Here is a 19,964-nt window from a genome sequence, read left to right on the forward strand (position 1 = left end):
GGAAACCGATTCAAGCCGTCACGCTCAATCCAGAACGGGATTCAGTCGTCGCAGCTGAATTGGCCAACCTTTCTATAGATCGATTGGCTGCATAAGTCAGGCGACAACTATCTTGACACGCGCCGGTAGTTATCCTCAGCGCAGTAAATGGATGTGATTTTTTACCGGGCATCCCTGCAAAAAGGCCATGAAATGCTTCGCGTTTACCAGCCACTTCGCTTTGCAGAGTAGGGACTTCCAGTAGTTGTAGAGCAGATCTGACAATTACCAAATATTTTTTTCAAGCAATCAATGACAAAACTACGGCGCTCGCTGTTGAAGCTGTCTTTGAAGTTGTTTTTGACGTTGCAGTTGCTTTTGAAGTTGAAGCTGTTCTTGACGTGCCTTCCGCATGGGGACCTGACCGGAGGGAAGGCAGTGGCTTTGCGGTCGCCTTCTTTTGGTTATTTTTTTGGTGCCCGGCTAGGGGCGAAGCAAGAAAAGTGACTAGCCGCCGGGCTACCTCAGAGTCTAATGCCGTTAAGTTAAGCCCCGAACGGTATTCTTTAGATGGACCAATGCGGTCACTCCGTCATCCCCGCGAACGCGGGGATCCATGTTGCAGAGTATGGTGATTAACATGGATTCCCGCGTTCGCGGGAATGACGTGGCAAGCGCTATAACCGGTAACCTTAACTTAACGGCATTAGGGTCAGAGTCTGACCTCATTTAACTGGTCGCCGCTATGTGATCGGCGGCCAGCATGCCGAATACCATTGCCGGCCCGATGGTGGCGCCGGCGCCAGGATAAGTCGTCCCCATCACCGCTGCACTGGAATTACCGATAGCATACAACCCTACAATCGCGGTGCCATCATGCCGCTGCACCCGCGCATCCGCATCGGTCAGCAAACCACCTTTGGTACCGATATCCCCAGGCACCAGCCGCATCGCATAATAAGGCGCCTCAACCAACGGCGCCAGGCAAGGATTCGGCTTGACATTGATATCGCCATAATAAGTATCAAAGACATTATCGCCTTTGCCAAACTCAGTATCGACACCAGTCGCAGCCGCACTGTTCATCCGCTCAACGCTAGCCCGCAAGCCATCCGCATCCACGCCAATCTTCAACGCAAGCTGCTCCAGCGTATCGTCGCAAAACAAAATCTCCCGCAATGCCGGCGGCAACCGGCTATCCGGCATCACCGACCCAGGCAAAATCGGCCCGCAAGGATAACTACGGCGAAACCGAGCATCAAATATGATCCAGGCCGGAATGGTGCCATCGCCATCGGCATGGCGGCGATACATAGTCCGAACGAACTCGGTATAAGCCAGGTTCTCGTTCAAGAACCGCTGCCCCTGCGCATTCACAATCAGGCATCCCGGCAATGAACGCTCAACAAAAATCGGATGCGTTTGCGGCGCACCCGGAATCTGCACCGCCGGCACCCCCCATACCTGCCCCATCAAGCCGACATCGGCGCCAACCGCCTGCCCCGCCAAAATCGCATCGCCGGTATTAGCATGCGGCGGCGTCACACTCCACTCCATGCGGCTCGGTTGCGGCAAGTACTGATCCCGCATCGCCTGGTTCCATTCAAAACCACCCGCCCCCAGGATGACGCCCTTGCGAGCGGTAATCCTGGTCGGCTTGCCATCGCGCATGACAACCACGCCGCTAACCCGGCCATCCTCCAGGATCAACTCCTGCAACGGCGTATTCAGCCACAGCGGAATCTTGCGATCCTGCATGGATTTACGCAAGCTGGCAATCAATGCCGCACCCAGAGTCAAGCGCCGGTCCTTCTTCGATTGCAAACGCCAGCGCAAATCCAGTGCGTAACGCAAGCCGATCCCCGCAAGTATCCTCAACCAACCGGGATGCTTGCCCAATATCCTGCGCGCCTCGGTCTGCGTCATCGACAATTTCCCGGCCACCAGCGTCGCCGCCAGCGGCGGGCGTTGGACGGCATAATCGGCGCCCAGCCTGCGCGCATCGAACGGCAGCGGATCCAGTGAACGGTGACCCGGCTTGGCTGCCGGTTGATGCTGAAAATAATCAGCATATTCCGGCAAGGTGACAAAGCGCACTTGCGTCTTGCCATGCAAATACTCAACCAGGCGCGGACCTGTTTGCAGATAAGCACGCACCCGCGACTCGGAAATATCGGGGCCGATACAGGCCCGCACATACGTCAACGCCTGTTCGAAGCTGTCGTCAGCACCGGCAGCTTGCGCCAGCATATTGCACGGGATCCAGATGCCGCCGCCGGAGATGGCCGTAGTGCCACCATACAGCGCGCATTTTTCCACCACCAGCACCGACATGCCATTATCGGCAGCACGGCAAGCCGCCAACATCGCGCCGCCCCCCGAACCCACCACCACGACATCGAATGCGTGTTCCGTATCGCTATCAAACTGATGATTCGTTACAGCTTGGGACGCTGGCATTTGAGGAAGAGAAGACATCGTATTCATCCTTGCACGGTGGTGGCAGTACGAACGCTCGCCTTGACACTTTTCCCGACTGGCTTGGAAGCCAACAGGCCAGCCGCCAGCGCAGGCAACAGGAAAATCGAACCAAGCACATTGACCAGGAACATGAAGGCCAGCAGCAAGCCCATATCAGCCTGGAACTTCAGCGCCGAGAATGCCCAGGTGCCGACGCCAAGCGACATCGTGACCGCGGTAAACAGCGCTGCCGTACCACGCTGGCGCATGGCTTCGTAAAAGGCCACGCGGAATGCATGTCCCTCTACCTGCATCTGATGCTGGATCCGCTCGTACAGGTAAATGCCATAATCGACGCCGACACCGACCCCCAACGCGATCACCGGCAACGTCGACACCTTCAAGCCGACGCCCAGCAGCGGCATCAAGGCATTGCACAAAATCGACACCAGCGTCAACGGCACGATGATGCACACCACCGCCTGCCAGGAACGGAAAGTGATCAGGCAAAGCAGCGTAATGGCCGCAAATATCGACAGCAGCATGCCAACCTCAGCCTGTTCCACCGCCTCGTTAGTGGCGGCCATGACACCGACATCGCCGCTGGCCAGCAAGAATTTCACCGGCGACTTTTCACTGGCGGTAAAGCGTTTGATTTCACTGATTACGTGCGCAATCGTGCTGCCCTCGTGATTATTGGTATAAATCAAAACCTGAATCGCCTTGCAGTCCTCGGAATTCATGCCGTAGTCCGGATTAAAGCCACCCGATCCTTGTCCCAGGCCTTCGCTGGTGCGCGGCAATGCCTGCCAGCGTGGATTGCCCTCATTGAACGCGCCGATAATGACCTTGGCCTGCGAAGGCACACTATCGACCGACCGCACGCCGGCGACACCGCGCATGAATATCTCGAAACGCTCGATGCTGCTCATGACCGGATATTGCAGGCAGGCGTCGCCGGTTTCATTGGTCTCGGCAATCACCGACAGCACATCGACACCGACGTTGTACTGACTGGTAATAGCAGCGTTATCGCGGTTGTAACGAGAATTTTCCCGCAGTTCCGGCACGCCGTTGCCGATATCGCCGATTTTCAGATGACGCGCTCCCGCGGCACCCAACACCAGCAGCACCACACTAAATAGAATCACCAGCAATGCCACGCGCGGCTCGGCCGCCGATGACAATGCCCACCAGAATCGGCTGTGCTGCACCGGCTCGGCTTCCGCAGCCGCCTGGCGTTCGCCGCCGGACATATATGACAGCAAGACCGGCAAGAACATCTTGTTGGTCAGGATCATCAGCAGCACGCCGATACAAGCAGTCACACCCAGTTCACGCACGATATCGATTTTGATATACATGATCGCCAGGAAGCCCAGCGCATTGGTCAGCAACGCCACCGTGCCGGGAATGAACAACTTGCGGAAAGCCTCACGCGACGCCTCTCGCGACGAGGCGCCGGCCTGGGCTGCCTGGCGCCAGGCGTTGGTCATTTGCACCGCATGCGAAACGCCGATCGAGAAAATCAGGAACGGCACCAGTATCGACATCGGATCGATGCCGAATCCGATCAGCGGCAAGATCCCCAGCAGCCAGACCACCGGCATCAAGGCAACTGCCAGCGCCAGTGCGGTCATGCGAGTCGAACGGGTGTACAGGAACAGCAAGGCGGCGGTGATCAGGAACGCAATCCCGAAAAATGACATGACGCCGTTGATACCCGCCATCACGTCGCCCATGACTTTGGCAAAGCCGGTAATATTTATTTCGATATTGTCTTTGCCATATTTGCTGCGGATCTGTTCCAGCTTTTGCGCGACCTGAACGTAATCGAGTTTCTGCCCGTTGGCCGCATCGATTTCCTGCAACTCGGCACGCACCATCGCGCTCTTCAGGTCATTCGATACCAGCTGTCCGATTTGTCCCGAGCGGGCGACATTGGCGCGCACCGTCGCCAATTCCTGCGGCTGGCCGGAGAAACGCGCCGGCACCACCACATCGCCGTAGAAACCGGCTTCGGTGACTTCGGTATACCGCACGTTAGGCGTAAACAACGATGAAACCCGGCTGCGCTGCACCCCAGGCAAGAAAAACACGTCGTCGGTCACTTCGCGCAAGGCGGCCAGGAACTGCGGATTGTAAATATCGCCTTTCCCTTTCCAACGCAGGCTGACAACTATCCGGTTCGCACCGGAAAATTTGCTGACGTATTTGGTGAACGTCTGCATGTAAGGATGCTGCAACGGCACGGTCTTGCCAAAACCTGGATCAAGCCTGACGCGGGTGGCGGAAGCTGCCAGCAATACAGTCAGGACAATGAATACAGCCAGCAGCAAGCGCCGATAATTCAGCAGGAAAGCGGCACATGAATCGATAAATGCGGCTAAGCGGGTATTTGAAGGCTGGCTCATGACAAGACTCTCAACGCATCGGGGACGAAGGAACGTACTGTGTGTGGTCGGGCTGTGGGAAGTGCCGTGGCGGAAGTCATAGCGTGTCCTTGGAAACGCCTGTCTCGCCGCCGACCAGCAACTCACCCGGAGCGATCTCGACCAGGCTGGTCAGGCTGAAGCGGCCGCCGACGCGATGGATCTTGAAGCTCTTGCCAGCGTCACTCGACACCAGCATCACCCCGCCCTGGCCGACCAGCACCACCCGGCCATCCTGCAGCTGCAAGCCGCCGAAGAACGAAGTCGGCAAGCCGCAATCGATCTGGGTCCAGGTATTGCCGAAATCTTCGGTACGGAACACATGGCCGCGCATGCCATACACCAGCCAGGTGTCGGCCGACAACGCCAGGCCGCCAAACAGCGATCCCTTGTAAGGCAGCGTCAAGGCCTGCCACTGCGCACCGCCGTCGACAGAACGCTGCAACATGCCGGCTTCACCGACAAGCAGCATGCGCCCGCTTTGGCCTGCCACCAACGCATTTACGTGGCCGTCGGTGATATCGGGCATCGATGCCGGCGCTCCCCAATGGGCGCCGCCGTCCTTGGAAAGCAGGACTTTACCGAAGCTGCCGACCGCAAATGCGGTATTTGCATCTATTGCGGAAATGCCTAGCAGCGGTTCGGAATGCTTATCGTCGAAACGCACCTGGCGCCAATGCGCACCACCGTCTTCGGTTTTGACAATGAGGCCGTCGTGTCCTACCGCCAAGCCGTGCAATTTGTCGCTGAAGCTGACCTGGGTCAAGGTGGAACCGGACTGCGGCTCCACATCTGCATCTTTCCAATGCGTCCCGAGATCGTCGCTGAACAAGATATGGCCAGCCTCGCCCACTGCCACCAGCCGCTTGCCGGCTTTGGCGATGCCGTTGATCTGAAGCCGGTCGGCGCGCACTGCGGTATCCGGGAAGACCGGCATCGGCCTTGCCGAGAATGCGTAGACTGCCGCCGCCGCGACGGCTGCCGAAAGCGCCAGGCTGGCGAGTCGGTTGAGGTTCATGATTGTCATCTCCTGTGTGGTTCGTTGGCCACGTTATTTTTTATCTGCACTGCCAACTGCAAGACTGCAAAAAATTCAAGAAAGCCCTGGCGCGCTGTCAACGCGCCAGTCCTGCCTGCAATCAAATATCCAAAACCTCTTACAGCACTTCAAACAAGCCGGCTGCACCCATGCCGCCGCCTATGCACATGGTGACGACAACATACTTGACAGCGCGGCGTTGTCCTTCCAGCAGCGCATGGCCGACCATGCGGGCGCCGGACATGCCGAACGGATGGCCAATCGAGATCGCGCCGCCGTTGACGTTGAGCCGGTCCTGCACAATGCTCAACTGATCGCGGCAATACACCACCTGGCTGGCAAACGCTTCATTCAATTCCCACAAACCGATATCGCTGACAATCAAACCATGCCGCTTGAGCAGTTTCCTGACCGCCAGTACCGGGCCGATTCCCATTTCGTCGGCAGCGCAACCGGCCACGGCCAAACCGCGATAGGCGCCCAACGGCTTGAGGCCGCGCCGGTCAGCCTCGGCACGGCTGGTCAACACGCAGGCCGACGCACCGTCCGACAGCTGAGAAGCGTTGCCTGCGGTGATGAACTGCCCTTCCTTGACCCACTGCCCTTTTTGCCACACCGGTTTCAGAGCGGCCAGGCTGGCGGCGCTGGTATCGGCCCGATTGCATTCATCTTTGAGCAATGTCACGGATTCGCTGCCGGTCTGGTTGCCTTCCTTGTCGAATAGCGCCTTGCTGCTTGCCAGCGGCACGATTTCGCTGTCGAACAAACCATCGCGCTGGGCAGCGGCCGTGCGTTGCTGGCTAAGCAGTGCGTAGTCGTCTTGCGCCGCACGCGATATGCCGTAGCGCTGGGCGACGATCTCGCCGGTTTCGATCATCGGGATATAGGCGGCAGGATCGGCGGCCAGCACCGCCTGCGACTGGTTGCGGTAGACGTTCTTGAATTTGTTCTGAGTCAGCGAAATCGATTCGACGCCGCCGGCAACGGCGATGTCGATTTCCCCGCACATGATCGATTTGGCGGCGCTGGCGATAGCCATCAGCCCTGACGAACACATCCGGTCCAACGCCATGCCCGGCACCGAAAACGGCAAGCCAGCCGCCAATGCGCTGAGGCGGCCGATGTTATATCCCTGCGTTCCCTGTTGCGCTGCAGCGCCAAGTACCACATCCTCCACTTCGTGCGGTGCAATATTCGGCAGGCGCGCCAAAGCCGCCCGGATCACGTGGCCGCCGAGCAGCGGCGCCTCGGTATCGTTAAAAGCACCGCGGAAGGCTTTGCCTAGCGGTGTGCGGGCGGTGGAAACAATTACAGCTTCTTGCATGGCATATTTCTTTCAAAACACATTAGACGAAAAAACTGAAACGCTGAGTGCAACAAATCAAGAGAAAAATCAGGAAAAGAAATAGCGGCTGACGGTGTCGACCACGCAGCCCGGTTTGTCGCTGCCTTCGATTTCCACGGTGACACGGACGACAGCCTGCACGCCGTCGTCACCGAGAGGATCTGTCCGCAGCAGATCGCACACGCCGCGCACCCGCGACCCGACTTTGACCGGCGCCGGAAAGCGCACCAGGTCGCAGCCATAATTGATGCCCATTTTCAGATTCTTGAAGCGCATCACCTGCGGCATGAACAGATTGGCCAATGCCAGCGACAGGTAGCCGTGGGCAATGCAATCGCCGAACGGCCCCGTCTTGGCGCGTTGCGGATCGACGTGTATCCATTGATGATCGCCGGTGGCTTCGGCAAACAGGTTGATGCGCTGCTGATCTATCGTCAGCCAGTCGCTGATGCCCAACTGCTTCCCGGTCAGGGCAAAGAAATCGGCGGGGGCCTGAAAAATCGTGCTCATTGATGTACTCCAAAACACACTCCAAAACACACTCCAAACACACTCCAAAAGTGCCAGTCAAATCAAGCGTGCTGACTACTCACGGAAATCACTTCACCTGTCATATACGACGCATAGTCGCTAGCCAGGAACATCATCACGTTGGCAACCTCCCATACCTCCGCGGCGCGGCCAAAGGCTTCTTTCGAAGCCAACTGCGCCAACAGCTCCTCCGGTGCGCTCTTGCGCAAAAAATCATGCAAGGCAATACTCGGCGCCACCGCATTGATACGCACGCCAAACTCCGCCGCCTCCAACGCGCTGCAACGCGTCAGCGCCATTACCCCGGCCTTGGCTGCGGCGTAATGCGCTTGCTCCTTTTGCGCACGCCAGCCCAGCACCGACGCATTATTGACAATCACGCCACGACCGCGCGGTTGCATCCGCTTGAGCATCGCCCGCGTCATCCTGAAGGTGCCGGTAAGCGTAATATCAAGCACCCGGCTCCATTCGTCATCGTTCATTTCGACTACTCTTTTGGAACCACCCAGGCCCGCGTTATTGATCAAAACGTCAACACCATCAAGTTTCTGCTCTGCGCCCTCAACCAGAGCCTGCACCTCGGTTTCGCTGGTGACGTTGCATACCTGGCCATAGACGGTAGCCGGACCAAACTCACTGCTTAGACGCTCGACTGCGGCCGCCAGGCGGCCTTCGTGGATGTCGGAAATCATCAATGCGCGGCAGCCTTCTTCGACGCAACGGCGCGCTGCTGCGAAACCGATGCCGCCTCCTGCCGCCGCCGTGATCAGGACTGATTTCCCTTTTAATAACTGATGCCCGGCAACATACGGCGGTACCGCGATTGTTCGTAGATTGTTCGATTGATCGTTGTCTGCTGGATTCATGATTGCGCCCTTGCCTCCTTGGGCATGCCGAGACCGCGCTCGGCAATGATGTTGAGTTGGATTTCGTTAGTGCCGGCATAAATCGTGTCGGCGCGGGAAAACAAGAACAAACCTTGCAGGCGCGAACGGCGGATATCGTCGGCCTGCACCAGATTGCCGTCGGCGCCCAGCACATCCATCGCCAGTTCACCCAGCGCGCGGTGCCAGTTCGACCAGTAGTATTTATAAATCAGGCTTTCACGCCCCAATTGGCCGTCGCCGCTGCCGGACAGCATGCGCAGCGCGTTGTAGCGCATGCTGCGCAGGCCGACCCAGGCCCGTGCCAGCCGATGCCGGATCAACGGTTGCTGCAGGCTGCCGTTGGCGCGCGCCGCGGCGATCACCATGTCCAGTTCATGCAGAAAGTGCATTTGCTGGCCCAAGGTCGACAAGCCGCGTTCGAAACCGAGCAGCGCCATGGCGATCTTCCAGCCCTCGCCGGCAGCGCCGACCACGTCGCAAGCCTTGGCGCGAGCGCCGTCAAAGAAAACTTCATTGAATTCCGCAGAGCCGCTAAGCTGCCGGATCGGCCGGATCTCGACGCCGGCTTGCGCCAGCGGCATCAGCAAGAAAATCAGGCCGCGATTGCCGCGCGAACCTGGCTCGCAACGCGCCAATACGAATATCCATTGCGAATCGTGCGCCAGAGAGGTCCAGACTTTCTGTCCGGTCACCAGCCAGTCGCCGCTCTCCGGATCCTGCACCGCACGGGTCTGGACATTGGCAAGATCGGAGCCGGCGTTGGGTTCCGAGTAACCCTGGCACCACAACACGCTGCCGTTGCAGATACCTGGCAGGAAGCGCTGTTTCTGGTCTTCGCTGCCATAGGCGATCAGGGTCGGGCCGATCAAGCCTTCGCCGATGTGTCCCATGCGTCCCGGACCGCCGGCACGCGCATATTCCTCGTGATAAATCACTTGCTGCGCCAGCGACAAGCCACGGCCGCCATATTGTTGCGGCCAGCCTACGCATGTCCAGCCGCCGCTGGCCAGCTTGCGCTCCCATGCCTTGCGTCCGACTGGATCGGCATCTTCGTCGCCCGGGCCGCCGCGATGGCGCAACGGCGCGAACTCACCCTGCAGATTAGCTTGCATCCAGGCGGAGAAATCGGCACGGAAATTATCGTCTTCATGGCCTGCCGCCGTCGTGGACGCTGCGCTGCGCCGGGCATCGGCAGCCGGACTGCGGCTATCGCACAAAGCTGCGGCAATCCGTTCATGACAAGCGGCATCGTCGCCGAACCAGACCCGCGCCGCCTGCGCCCGCTTGAAATACAGCTGCGGGTCGTATTCCCAGGTAAACCCGACGCCGCCGTGCAGCTGGATCGCCTCTTGCGCGCAAAAGAACAGGGCTTCATTGGCGGCGCTTTTGGCGCAGGCGACTTCCAGCGCCAGCTCCTGCAAAGCGGCGGCGCTGTCGACACTGTTTTCAGTGTGCGCAATCCCGGCAGCCCCATATACCAGCGAGCGTGCCGATTCCAGCTTGACCATCATTTCGGCGCAGCGATGCTTGACCGCCTGGAACGATGCAATGACGCGGCCGAACTGGGTCCGTTCGCTGACATAGGCAAGCGTCAAATCCAGGCATTGCTGGGCACTGCCAACCTGCTCAGCCGCTAACGCCAGCGCCGCCAGCGTCGTCGTCAGTTGCAAACCTGCTTGCAGCTGTTGCGGCACGTCGATGCGCGCCGCCGCATCGAGCCTGACGTTGTCCAGTGTCAGGCGTGCGATGCGACGCGTCTGGTCCAGCGTCTGTAACGCTTCGACGCTAACGCCACGGGCCGGCATGTCAATCGCGAACAACGCAAAGGTATCCTCGGCGCCATACCAACGGGCCGGCACCAGCAACAGATCGGCCTGGTCTGCACCCGGCACCTGCGCCACACTGCCATGCAGAACATAAGCATCGCCATCACGCCGCACCATGACCTGGCAAGCCTGCGGATTCCAGCCGGCGGCTACCGGCAACGCCAGCGCGGCGCTCAACTGGCCGCTGGCCAAAGCCGGCAAGTAGCGTTGCTGTGCCGCGCCGTGCGCCGCATATTGCAGGGCATCGGTGGCCAGGCAAGCACTGGCCAGGTAAGGTACCGGCGCCAGGCGGCGGCCGAGTTGTTCCATCAGCAAAACACGTTCCACCTGGCCCAGCCCCATGCCATCCAGATGCTCGGGGACGGTCAGGCTGCACCAACCCATTTCCTCGCGGATCTGCTGCCATAAAGCGGCATACTGCGCCGGATCTGCGCCAACATCTCTGTCGATGGCTTTTCTCAAGGCTGCGGAATCGCATCGTTCCGACAAAAAAGTAGCGGCAGCGTCACGAATCATTTCCTGATCCGGATTCAATTTACATTCCATCGCACACCACCGTCATCATGCGCCGTACACTTTTTGGGCCGGACGACCTTCTTCCAGCAACTCAGCCACCGCCGCACCAACCTCCGCAGGCAGCCAGCGGCTTCCCTTGTCGCGCGCGGCGCCGGTATGCCATCCTTCGGCCAGTGAAATCAAACCTCCTGCCGCTTCAAACATACGGCCGGTGACTTGCCGGGATTCGGCGCTGCCAAGCCAGACCACCAGCGGCGCGACGTTGGCCGGATCGAAATAATCGAAATCCGCACCGCCCGGCTTTTTCATCATTTCGCCGAATACCTGTTCAGTCATGCCGGTACGTGCCGCCGGCGCCAATGCGTTTGCGGTGATGCCGTAACGTCCCAGCTCCGCAGCCTGCACCAAGGTCAACGCGGCGATACCGGCTTTTGCTGCAGCATAGTTCGATTGCCCGATCGAGCCTTGCAGCCCGGCGCCGGAGCTAGTGTTGATGATCCGCGCGTCGATCTGGTTGCCGGCCTTGGCCGCATCGCGCCAGCGTCGCGCCAAAACGTTTGCCAGGCAGAAGTGCCCTTTCAAGTGGACGCGCATGACGTCGTCCCAGTCGCTCTCGGTCAAACTGGCAAACATGCGGTCACGGCAAATTCCGGCATTGTTGACCAATACGTGAACCTCGCCAAACTCCGCGCAAGCAGCAGCGACAATCGCTTCGGCACTGGCCATATTGGTGATATCGCCTGCGTTGGCCAATGCCTTGCCGCCCTGCCCGCGAATTTCTTCACAAACCGCCAGCGCTGCGTCCAGGCGAATATCGTTGACTACGACCTGCGCCCCTTCCGCGGCAAACGTCAGTGCATAGGCACGGCCCAGACCGCCGCCGGCTCCGGTGATAATAACGGTACGATTTTCACAAATTCCCATACAAGCTCTCAAAGACGTTCAATGATCGTGACGTTGGCGAGACCGCCGCCTTCACACATGGTTTGCAAGCCATAGCGCCCGCCGGTGCGTTCCAGTTCATGCAGCAACGTGGTCATCATGCGGGCGCCGGTCGCACCAAGCGGGTGACCCAACGCAATTGCGCCGCCGTTGACGTTGGTGCGCTTGTGCGGATAACCGGTTTCTTTCAACCAGGCTTGAACCACGGAAGCGAACGCTTCGTTGATTTCCACCAGATCGATATCGGCCCATTTCAGCTTGCTCTGCCTGATCGCCCTATGGCTTGCTGCAATCGGTGCGGTCAGCATCCAGATCGGATCGTCGCCCATCACGCTGAGGTGATGAATGCGCGCACGTGGCTTTAATTGATAGCGCTGCAATGCGGCTTCGGACACCACCAGCAACGCGCTGGCGGCGTCGCAGGTTTGACTGGATACGCCGGCGGTCAGCCAGCTGCCAGGCTCCAGCGGTTCCAATCCAGCCATTTTTTCAAGCGAGGTCTGACGTGGCGTCTCATCGGCTGACAGTCCGGAAAACGGCACGATCTCGCGATCAAACCGGCCTTCTGCCGCGGCGTGTAAAGCGCGGGTGTGGCTTTCCAATGCAAACCGTTCCATGTCGAGCCGGTTGAAATTCCATCGCTCGGCAATTTTCTGGGCCGCATAAAACTGCGATACCGGCAAGTCGCCAAAGCGCTTTTTCCAGCCGACGCTGCCGGAGAACGGATCGCTGAAACCCAAAGGTTGACCGGCAATCATCGCCGACGAAATAGGGATCCGGCTCATGGTCTGGACACCGCCAGCGATCACCACGTCTTGCGTTCCGCTCAATACCGCCTGGGCGGCGAAATGCAAGGCTTGCTGCGACGATCCGCATTGACGATCGACGGTCACGCCAGGCACGTTCAACGGCAAACCGGCCGCCAGCCAGGAAGAACGCGCGATGTTGCCAGCCAGTGGCCCGATGGTGTCGACGCAACCGAAAATAACGTCGTCGTATTCGTCGGCCGGGATCGAATTACGCTCGACCAGCGTCTTCAAGACGAAGCCACCCAGATCGGCTGGATGTAAATCAGCCAGTGCGCCGCGCCGCTTGCCGACCGGCGTTCGTAGCGCATCGACAATATAGGCTTCTGATTTCTTTACAAAATTATTCACTCTTGTGTTTCCTTAAAAGTACAACCGGGTCCCAATGCCACGCCGGATTCAAGGACGAAGGCGCGCATGCGCGCAAGATGGAAGCTGCGATCGCCCCAGGCTGCGTCGAGCGCCCAGGCCATTTTCACGAAAATCTGCAAATCCATTTCCCAGGTGTAGCCCATCGCACCGTGAACCTGGATCCCCTGCCTTGCCGCCAGATGCGCGACCTCGGACGCGGCGATCTTTGCGTGTGAGATGAAAGCAGAGCCGTCAGGCTCGCCATGCGTCAGCGCATGCGCTGCGCGATACACCACCGGCCGTGCAAATTCCAGCTTGATGGCGACATCGGCCAAGTGATGCTTGACTGCCTGGTAGGAACCGATAGGCTTGCCGAACTGCTTGCGCTGCGCGGTGTAGTCGATCGACAAATCCAGCATGCGCTGGGTCAAGCCGAGTAGTTGCGCGGCTGCGGCCAGCGCGCCGCGATCAAGGGCCGCCGCGCACAGGGTCTTGGCGTCATTGGAAAGGCAGTTCTTCTCTTGCCGCTCGAACTGCACTGTAAATAAGCGGCGGCTCGGGTCCACGCTAGGCTGTGCGGTGAGGTGCGCATCCTTGGGTTCCACCGCGTACAACTTGTCGCCATGCGCCAGCAACATGAGTGTAGCGTGATCGGCGTCCGCCACCAGCGGACTGCCCGGATAACCGATTGCGACGCGCGCGCTGCCGTCCGCCATGGCAACCAGCAAGTTGTTCCGGAAATCGCTGTCTGGCAGGCTGGTCAACAACCCTGTCGCCACCCATGCGCTCTCCAGCAAAGGTTCCGGTAATCCGTAATAACCGCATTCCTGAGCGATCAGAATCCAGTCGATGTCCCCCAAACCCATGCCGCCTTGTGCTTCCGGCACGGATAACCCGGTCAAACCCTGCTCTGCCAGATGTGCCCAGATTTTTTTTGAACGGCCGCTCGGACTGGTCCACAATTCGCGAATCAGTTCGGGCGACACTTCATTCAGCAAAAACTTGCGCACGCTGTCGACCAGCATGGTTTGATCTTCGTGAAAGGTAAAGTCCATTTTCGTTCCTTCGTAGTGAACTTGTTATGAGCGCGGCATGCCAAGCATGCGTTCGGCGACGATGTTGCGCTGGATTTCATTGGTGCCGGCATAGATCGGGCCGGACTGCGCAAACATGAAACCATCCAGCCAGCGCCCATGTTCCAGCGCCAACGGCGCGTGTTCCGTCAGTTCGGCGAACGGGCCGGACAGACGCTGCGCAATCTCGTGCATGCGGATATCCAGCTCTGACCAGAACACTTTGTTGGTGCTGGATTCGGCGCCGATATGGCCGCCTTTTTGCAGGCGGCAGGCGGTTGCATAGGTTGACAACGCATACGCTTCAGCGTCCATCCAGGCGCGCGCGACTGCCTCGCCCAATACCGGATCGGCGCCGCCTTCCGCAACACGACGCCGATACAGATCGGCCAGCGCGCGGGCGGTCTGCTGAAACCGGGCCGGCGAGCGCAGCATCAGGCCGCGTTCGAACCCGGCAGTCGCCATCGCCACTTGCCAGCCGGCGCCGGCAGCGCCTAGCAGGTTCTCAACCGGGACCCGCACGTTGTCGAAGAAAATCTCGGCGAATCCGGTCTGGCCGTTTAGCTGCTTTATCGGACGCACGGTAATGCCTGGTGTATCGAGTGGCATCAGCAGGAATGACAGTCCGTGATGGCGAACCGATCCGAGATCGGTCCGGAACAATCCGAAAATCCAGTCGGCCCAGACCGCTCGGGTCGACCAGATTTTCTGACCGCTGACCACATAACTGTCGCCATCGAGATTGGCGCTGCAGCGAATCGCTGCCATATCGGATCCGGCGCCCGGTTCCGACCAGGCTTGCGCCCAGACGTCGTCGCCGGCGGCGATACGCGGCAGGAAACGGGCTTTTTGCTGTTCCGTACCGAATTCCATCAAGGTCGGTCCTAGCAGGAAAACGCCATTCTGGTTGACCCGCAACGGCGCGCCGGCACGCCAGTATTCTTCTTCGAAAATCAGCCACTCGATCAAATCGCAGCCGCGCCCGCCCAGCGCCTGTGGCCAGGTGACCATGCTCCAGCGGCCGGAATACAGCACGCGCTCCCAGGCCCGGTGCTCGGCAAAGCCTTCCTCGGTATCAAAACTCTTCAACGGCTTTTCCGGCTTGTGTTGCTGCAGCCAGCTACGGATTTCAGCGCGGAATTTTTTTTGGCTTTCTGTATAAACCAGATTCATGGCGTCACGCTCCGTTGGCAGAAATTTGCGCAAATTTTGCATCGCGCTTTTCAACAAAAGCCTCACGCGCCTCGTTCGAATCCTGGCTCATGTAGGCTTGCAGGGTAAAACCTTGTTCCCATCGATACTTATCTTCCAGGTTGCCGTCTTCGACGCCGTTCAGGGATTCCTTGGCGAGACGCAGCATTTCCGGGCTCTTGGCGGCAATCGTGGCGGCCATCTCCATGGCTGCGGCGCGCAAGCCGGCCAACGGCACCACGCGTTCGACGCCACCCAGGCGATACGCTTCCGCGGCATCGATCATCAAGCCGGTAAAGTACATCCAGCGCACTTTCTGGAGCGGAAACAAACGCTGCAGATGGGCGCCGCCGCCCATCGCGCCGCGATCGATTTCCGGAACGCCGAAGCGCGCGCATTCGGACGCCAGTACGATATCGGCGGCACCTGACAGGCCGATGCCACCGCCCAGCACAAAACCGTGCACGGCGACGATCACCGGTTTCGGATTGCGGTGTACCGCACGGAACGCGTGATAATTGCCGGCGTTGACGGCGACGATCCGTTCCGGGAAAGCGGCCAGTTCCTTGATGTCTACGCCGGCGCAGAAACCGCGTCCTTCGCCGCGCAACACGATGACACGGACCTCGGGGTTACCACCCAAGGCATCGAGTTCTGCCGCCAGTGCATGCCAGCCGGCGCAATCGAGTGCGTTTACCGGCGGCTTATCGATCACCAGTTCGGCGATGCCGTCCGCAATGTTTGTATAAAATGGCTGACTCGGGTGGCTGTGGTGACTCATGCGATGTTCCTTCCTGTTTAATCTTGTTCTGAATTTACTGAGCTGCATGGCTAAATGAAGTCAATCGTTGTTCGGCGTCGGCGACGATGCGGGCGATCAGGTCGTTGCAGGATTCGATGCTGCCAATGGCGGCCGCGGCCTGTCCGCTCGGCAGCACGCCCTCATCCGGCGCGCCCTCCACCATGGCGCGCTGGATCAGCATCGGCGCGTTCGCCGCCATCAGGGTCTGGGCGATACTCAAGCTGCCGCCGCGCAAGGCGGCCAGCCCGGCGCCGGCCATCTGCGTCCAGCTCATGCCGGTATGCCGGCGCCAGCGTTGCGCCGTGCCCAACGCCAGCAGCAGACGGCGCAAAGCGCCAGCCTGTTCCAGCTCGAGCAGATAGCTGTTGTCGATCATGCGTTGCGGCATGCCGTCGATTGCGTGGGAAACCCGGATCGCTGACGCATCCCGTACCTGGACATAGCGCTGCAAGGTGGCGGACGGAACCGGTGATTCCTTGGTCATCAGGAAGCGCGTGCCCATGGCAATACCAGCCGCACCGTAGGCCAGCGCCGCTGCCAGGCCACGGCCGTCGTAAAAGCCGCCTGCCGCAACCACAGGCACCTTGACCGCATCCAGTACTTGCGGCAGCAGCAACGTAGTCGGCACCGAACCGGTGTGACCGCCACCCTCGGCGCCTTGCACGGTGACTACATCCGCGCCCAGTTCAATCGCCTTTTGCGCGTGCTTGACCGCGCCTACCGTGGGCATGCAAATCACGCCGGCGCTCTTCAGGCGGCCGATCGCTTCGGCATCCGGTCCGCGGCCGTAGCTGACCGCGCGCAAGCGATACTTGATCGCCAGGTTGATCGCTTCCTGGGCATTCGGCTGGAACATATGGAAATTGAGGCCAAACGGTGCGTCGCTCAAATCCTTGACCTTGCGAATCTCCAGCTCCAGGCGCTCCGGCTCTATCGTCGCGCCGGCCAGAAAGCCAAAGCCGCCGGCGTTGCCGGTGGCAGCCACCAGGCGCGCATCGGCCACCCAGCCCATCGCCGTCTGCACAATCGGGTAGCGGCAACCAAGCAAGTCGCACAAGGGAGTATTCAAAATCTTGCTCATGATTCGAGATTGTCGCTTTCTGTTTTATTGTCTGCGCCATTGCCAGGATCGGCAGCCGGACGCTGCGAAGAAGCCATTGCCTTGGCGTCGTACCCGCCCAGTTTGTCGCCGGAGATCAGTTCGTTATGCACGTGGGCGAAATGGTGCCAGCCGAATGCGGCATCCATCGCGGCACGCTTGCCTTGCAGTTCTTCGACGTGGTTGATTGCCTGTTTGGTCAGCGCCAGGCCCATGCGCGGCATCTTGCCGATGCGTTGCGCGATGTCATAAGTAGTTTGTTCTAACGCGGCCCGTGGAACGACCCGATTGACCATGCCCATTTCGTAGGCGCGGGCGGCCGGCATGCGGTCGCCGAGAAACAGGAATTCTTTGGCGATGCGCGGATTCAATTCATACGGATGCGCAAAGTATTCCACTCCCGGAATGCCCATGCGCACTACCGGATCGGCAAAGAATGCATCGTCCGACGCCACGATCAGGTCGCACACCCAGGCCAGCATCAGGCCACCGGCCACGCAAGCGCCGTGGACCATGGCGATGGTCGGCTTGGGGAGGTCGCGCCAACGCCGGCACATGCCCAGGTACACTTCTTGTTCACGTGCATACAGGAATTCGCCGCCGGGCTTGTTGACATGGTCGTACCACATCGAGGTGCGTGCAAAGGATTGATTGATATCGCGCCCCGGTGTGCCGATATCGTGGCCGGCGGAAAAATGCTTGCCAGCGCCGCACAGCACGATCACCTTGACCTGATCGTCATCCACCGCGCGCCGGAATGCCGCATCCAGCGCATAGGTCATCTGCGAATTTTGCGCGTTGTGGAATTCCGGCCGGTTGATGGTCAGCGTGGCGACGCCGTCCTTGACGCTGTACAGCACAGGTTCTGCGGTTTCATACACAGAATGATCTTCGCGCCTGACCAGTTGCTCGCTAGCGTTATCGGGTTTCATGTGAACCTTGCATTTGCTTTTGCATCGACATTTACATTTACATTTACATTTACATTTGCATTAAGCCGCCATTGCGGATGCGCGCAGATTATGCGGATCCAGGCGGCGGATCAGCGCCATTTGCGTCTCTGTAGGCGCCGCAGTCTCGGGAATGTTTTCAGGCACGCATAGCGCAAAACCGGTAGCTTCCTGCACTTGCGCGGCGCTCACTCCCGGGTGCAAGGAAACGATGCGTATCTGGCGCTGCGGACCGCCAAAATCGAGCACACAGAGATTAGTGACAATCCGCCGGATATCGATGTCGTCGAAGCTATAGCCGCGTGGCAGCCGTTCAGGGTTGTAACCGATCGACGCCACCATATCGACTTCCCCGCCAACAAATACCTTGGGGCTATGGTTAGGAATGAAGAACGAGTTGGCGTGGTTGATCGAATTGCCTGGAAAGCCGCGCACGCCCAGCATTTGTACTTTCGGCTTGCGGTAGTCGCCACCCACCATGGAAATATTTGCCTGGCCGAAGCGGTCTATCTGGGTCGGTGTCACCATGGCGTGGCGCTTGCCACCCCAGACGTTGTCGAAAATCCGGGAAAACCCCATCCAGGTTTCGCGTTGCGGCATATAGTCGCCTCGCGGGCCGAGCGGCACCGGCTCGCTTACCAGCCAGGCCTCGGAGTCGGTCATCATCAAATCGGGATTGGCGGCCGACATGCATACCGACGCCGCCAGACGCGGCAATACGCCGATCCCGGTCGCCAACACCTCACCGTCTTGCTGCCAGACCTGGGCCGCGGCGCAAACCACGCGGTCGGTCAATGTATGTTCACTCATGTGCATTCCCTCTCAAAAAACCGGCAACGCCAGCTTGCGTATGGCAGCTTCGCCACCTACACGCTCTAAATACGCTTGCTCGCCGCAGGCCACATAACGCTCGAAATATTGCTGCCAGCCGGCGCTGCCATCCTTGGCGCCGGCGGCGTATTCCTTGAAATGCGGAACGTCGAAGCCATACAGCGGCGCGCAAGAACTTGGATGCGCGCCGCATGGCGTGTGCACTACACCGGTAGTTTGCGAACGCTCCCAATACACATGGCGCGCCTCTTCGTCCTTCGCAAAAAATGCGCTGTCGACTATTTCGTCGCAGGAGACGAAGGTCTTGCCGGCGGCGCGCGCAAACAGGTCGTCCATATACAGGTCCGGTCCTTTAACCTGGCACACGCCGCGTGCATCGGCGCGGTCCGCATGCAGCAAGGCTACGTCCAGGTGCAACGCCGGCATCGCGACCCAGTCTTTATCGTCGTAAGGCGATGCAATGATCCGCAGATCAGGGTTATGACGCAGGACGTCGGTGCCGAGTCCGATCCGGGTCGGGATAAACGGCACGCGCATGGCCGCCGCACGCAATCCCAGCAGCAGCATGCCTTCGTCGATCTCCATGACCTCGATCTGGCCGCTTTGGCGGGCCGCACGGAAATACGGCTCGAGCGGGATGAAATCCAGCGAAACGAAAGCGAACACCAGTTTCTTTACCTTGCCGGCAGCGCACAGCATGCCGACATCCGCGCCGCCGTAGGCAACTACCGTCAGATCCTTGACCGGAGAGCGCAACAGCTCGCGCACCAGCGCCATCGGTTTGCGGCGCGGCCCCCAGCCGCCAATGCCGACGGTCATGCCGTCCTGCAATTGCGCCACTGCCTCGGCTGCACTCATTTGTTTATTCAATGCCATGAACATTTCCTCTGTATTGCCTATCTAT

Annotated in this window: 16 protein-coding genes and 1 pseudogene; all 17 read right to left on the reverse strand. The window is 59.5% G+C overall.

The window, feature by feature from the left end:
• Positions 1 to 708 precede the first annotated feature (708 nt).
• Complete coding sequence (locus KHU29_RS19970) at positions 709 to 2,457, reverse strand: FAD-binding protein (protein WP_343216079.1); 1,749 nt, start codon at positions 2,455 to 2,457, stop codon at positions 709 to 711.
• A gap of 5 nt (positions 2,458 to 2,462) precedes the next feature.
• Entirely contained in the window at positions 2,463 to 4,853 is a 2,391-nt protein-coding gene (locus KHU29_RS19975; protein WP_211455083.1) for an efflux RND transporter permease subunit, read from the reverse strand.
• A 76-nt stretch (positions 4,854 to 4,929) separates the two neighbouring features.
• Positions 4,930 to 5,889: a WD40/YVTN/BNR-like repeat-containing protein gene (locus KHU29_RS19980; RefSeq protein WP_211455084.1), complete on the reverse strand. Its 960-nt coding sequence runs from the start codon at positions 5,887 to 5,889 to the stop codon at positions 4,930 to 4,932.
• 139 nt (positions 5,890 to 6,028) lie between these two features.
• Complete coding sequence (locus KHU29_RS19985; RefSeq protein ID WP_211455085.1) at positions 6,029 to 7,234, reverse strand: acetyl-CoA C-acyltransferase; 1,206 nt, start codon at positions 7,232 to 7,234, stop codon at positions 6,029 to 6,031.
• 69 nt (positions 7,235 to 7,303) lie between these two features.
• Complete coding sequence (locus tag KHU29_RS19990) at positions 7,304 to 7,765, reverse strand: MaoC family dehydratase (protein ID WP_211455086.1); 462 nt, start codon at positions 7,763 to 7,765, stop codon at positions 7,304 to 7,306.
• A gap of 62 nt (positions 7,766 to 7,827) precedes the next feature.
• Positions 7,828 to 8,652 carry an SDR family oxidoreductase gene (locus KHU29_RS19995; protein ID WP_211455087.1) on the reverse strand — a complete coding sequence of 275 codons (825 nt, stop codon included), beginning with the start codon at positions 8,650 to 8,652 and terminating at the stop codon, positions 7,828 to 7,830.
• Complete coding sequence (locus KHU29_RS22290; protein ID WP_246542350.1) at positions 8,649 to 9,785, reverse strand: acyl-CoA dehydrogenase family protein; 1,137 nt, start codon at positions 9,783 to 9,785, stop codon at positions 8,649 to 8,651. Before KHU29_RS22290 ends, KHU29_RS19995 begins: the two co-directional genes overlap by 4 nt.
• 114 nt (positions 9,786 to 9,899) lie before the next feature.
• Positions 9,900 to 11,045, reverse strand: a pseudogene (locus KHU29_RS22295) (acyl-CoA dehydrogenase family protein); the annotation flags it as partial.
• Positions 11,046 to 11,060: 15 nt separating this feature from the next.
• On the reverse strand, positions 11,061 to 11,939 hold the full coding sequence (locus KHU29_RS20005) for an SDR family oxidoreductase (protein WP_211455089.1): 879 nt from the start codon (positions 11,937 to 11,939) through the stop codon (positions 11,061 to 11,063).
• An 8-nt stretch (positions 11,940 to 11,947) separates the two neighbouring features.
• Positions 11,948 to 13,114, reverse strand: coding sequence for an acetyl-CoA C-acetyltransferase (locus KHU29_RS20010; RefSeq protein WP_211455090.1), 1,167 nt, complete (start codon positions 13,112 to 13,114; stop codon positions 11,948 to 11,950).
• Entirely contained in the window at positions 13,111 to 14,169 is a 1,059-nt protein-coding gene (locus KHU29_RS20015; protein WP_211455091.1) for an acyl-CoA dehydrogenase family protein, read from the reverse strand. The genes KHU29_RS20010 and KHU29_RS20015 overlap by 4 nt, the downstream gene beginning before the upstream one ends.
• Positions 14,170 to 14,193: 24 nt before the next feature.
• Positions 14,194 to 15,360, reverse strand: a complete 1,167-nt coding sequence (locus KHU29_RS20020) for an acyl-CoA dehydrogenase family protein (RefSeq protein WP_211455092.1) — start codon at positions 15,358 to 15,360, stop codon at positions 14,194 to 14,196.
• 4 nt (positions 15,361 to 15,364) lie between these two features.
• Positions 15,365 to 16,159 (reverse strand): enoyl-CoA hydratase family protein, encoded by a 795-nt coding sequence (locus KHU29_RS20025; RefSeq protein WP_211455093.1) that lies wholly within the window; start codon positions 16,157 to 16,159, stop codon positions 15,365 to 15,367.
• 34 nt (positions 16,160 to 16,193) lie between these two features.
• Complete coding sequence (locus tag KHU29_RS20030) at positions 16,194 to 17,261, reverse strand: NAD(P)H-dependent flavin oxidoreductase (RefSeq protein WP_211455094.1); 1,068 nt, start codon at positions 17,259 to 17,261, stop codon at positions 16,194 to 16,196.
• Positions 17,258 to 18,211, reverse strand: a complete 954-nt coding sequence (locus tag KHU29_RS20035; protein ID WP_211455095.1) for an enoyl-CoA hydratase — start codon at positions 18,209 to 18,211, stop codon at positions 17,258 to 17,260. Before KHU29_RS20035 ends, KHU29_RS20030 begins: the two co-directional genes overlap by 4 nt.
• A gap of 60 nt (positions 18,212 to 18,271) precedes the next feature.
• Positions 18,272 to 19,039, reverse strand: coding sequence for a CoA-transferase subunit beta (locus KHU29_RS20040; protein WP_211455096.1), 768 nt, complete (start codon positions 19,037 to 19,039; stop codon positions 18,272 to 18,274).
• Positions 19,040 to 19,051: 12 nt separating this feature from the next.
• A complete protein-coding gene (locus tag KHU29_RS20045) occupies positions 19,052 to 19,942 on the reverse strand; it encodes a CoA transferase subunit A (protein WP_211455097.1) in 891 nt (296 codons plus the stop codon).
• Positions 19,943 to 19,964 lie beyond the last annotated feature (22 nt).

It is taken from the genome of Collimonas antrihumi (genome assembly GCF_018304965.1).
Taxonomy (GTDB): domain Bacteria; phylum Pseudomonadota; class Gammaproteobacteria; order Burkholderiales; family Burkholderiaceae_D; genus Collimonas; species Collimonas antrihumi.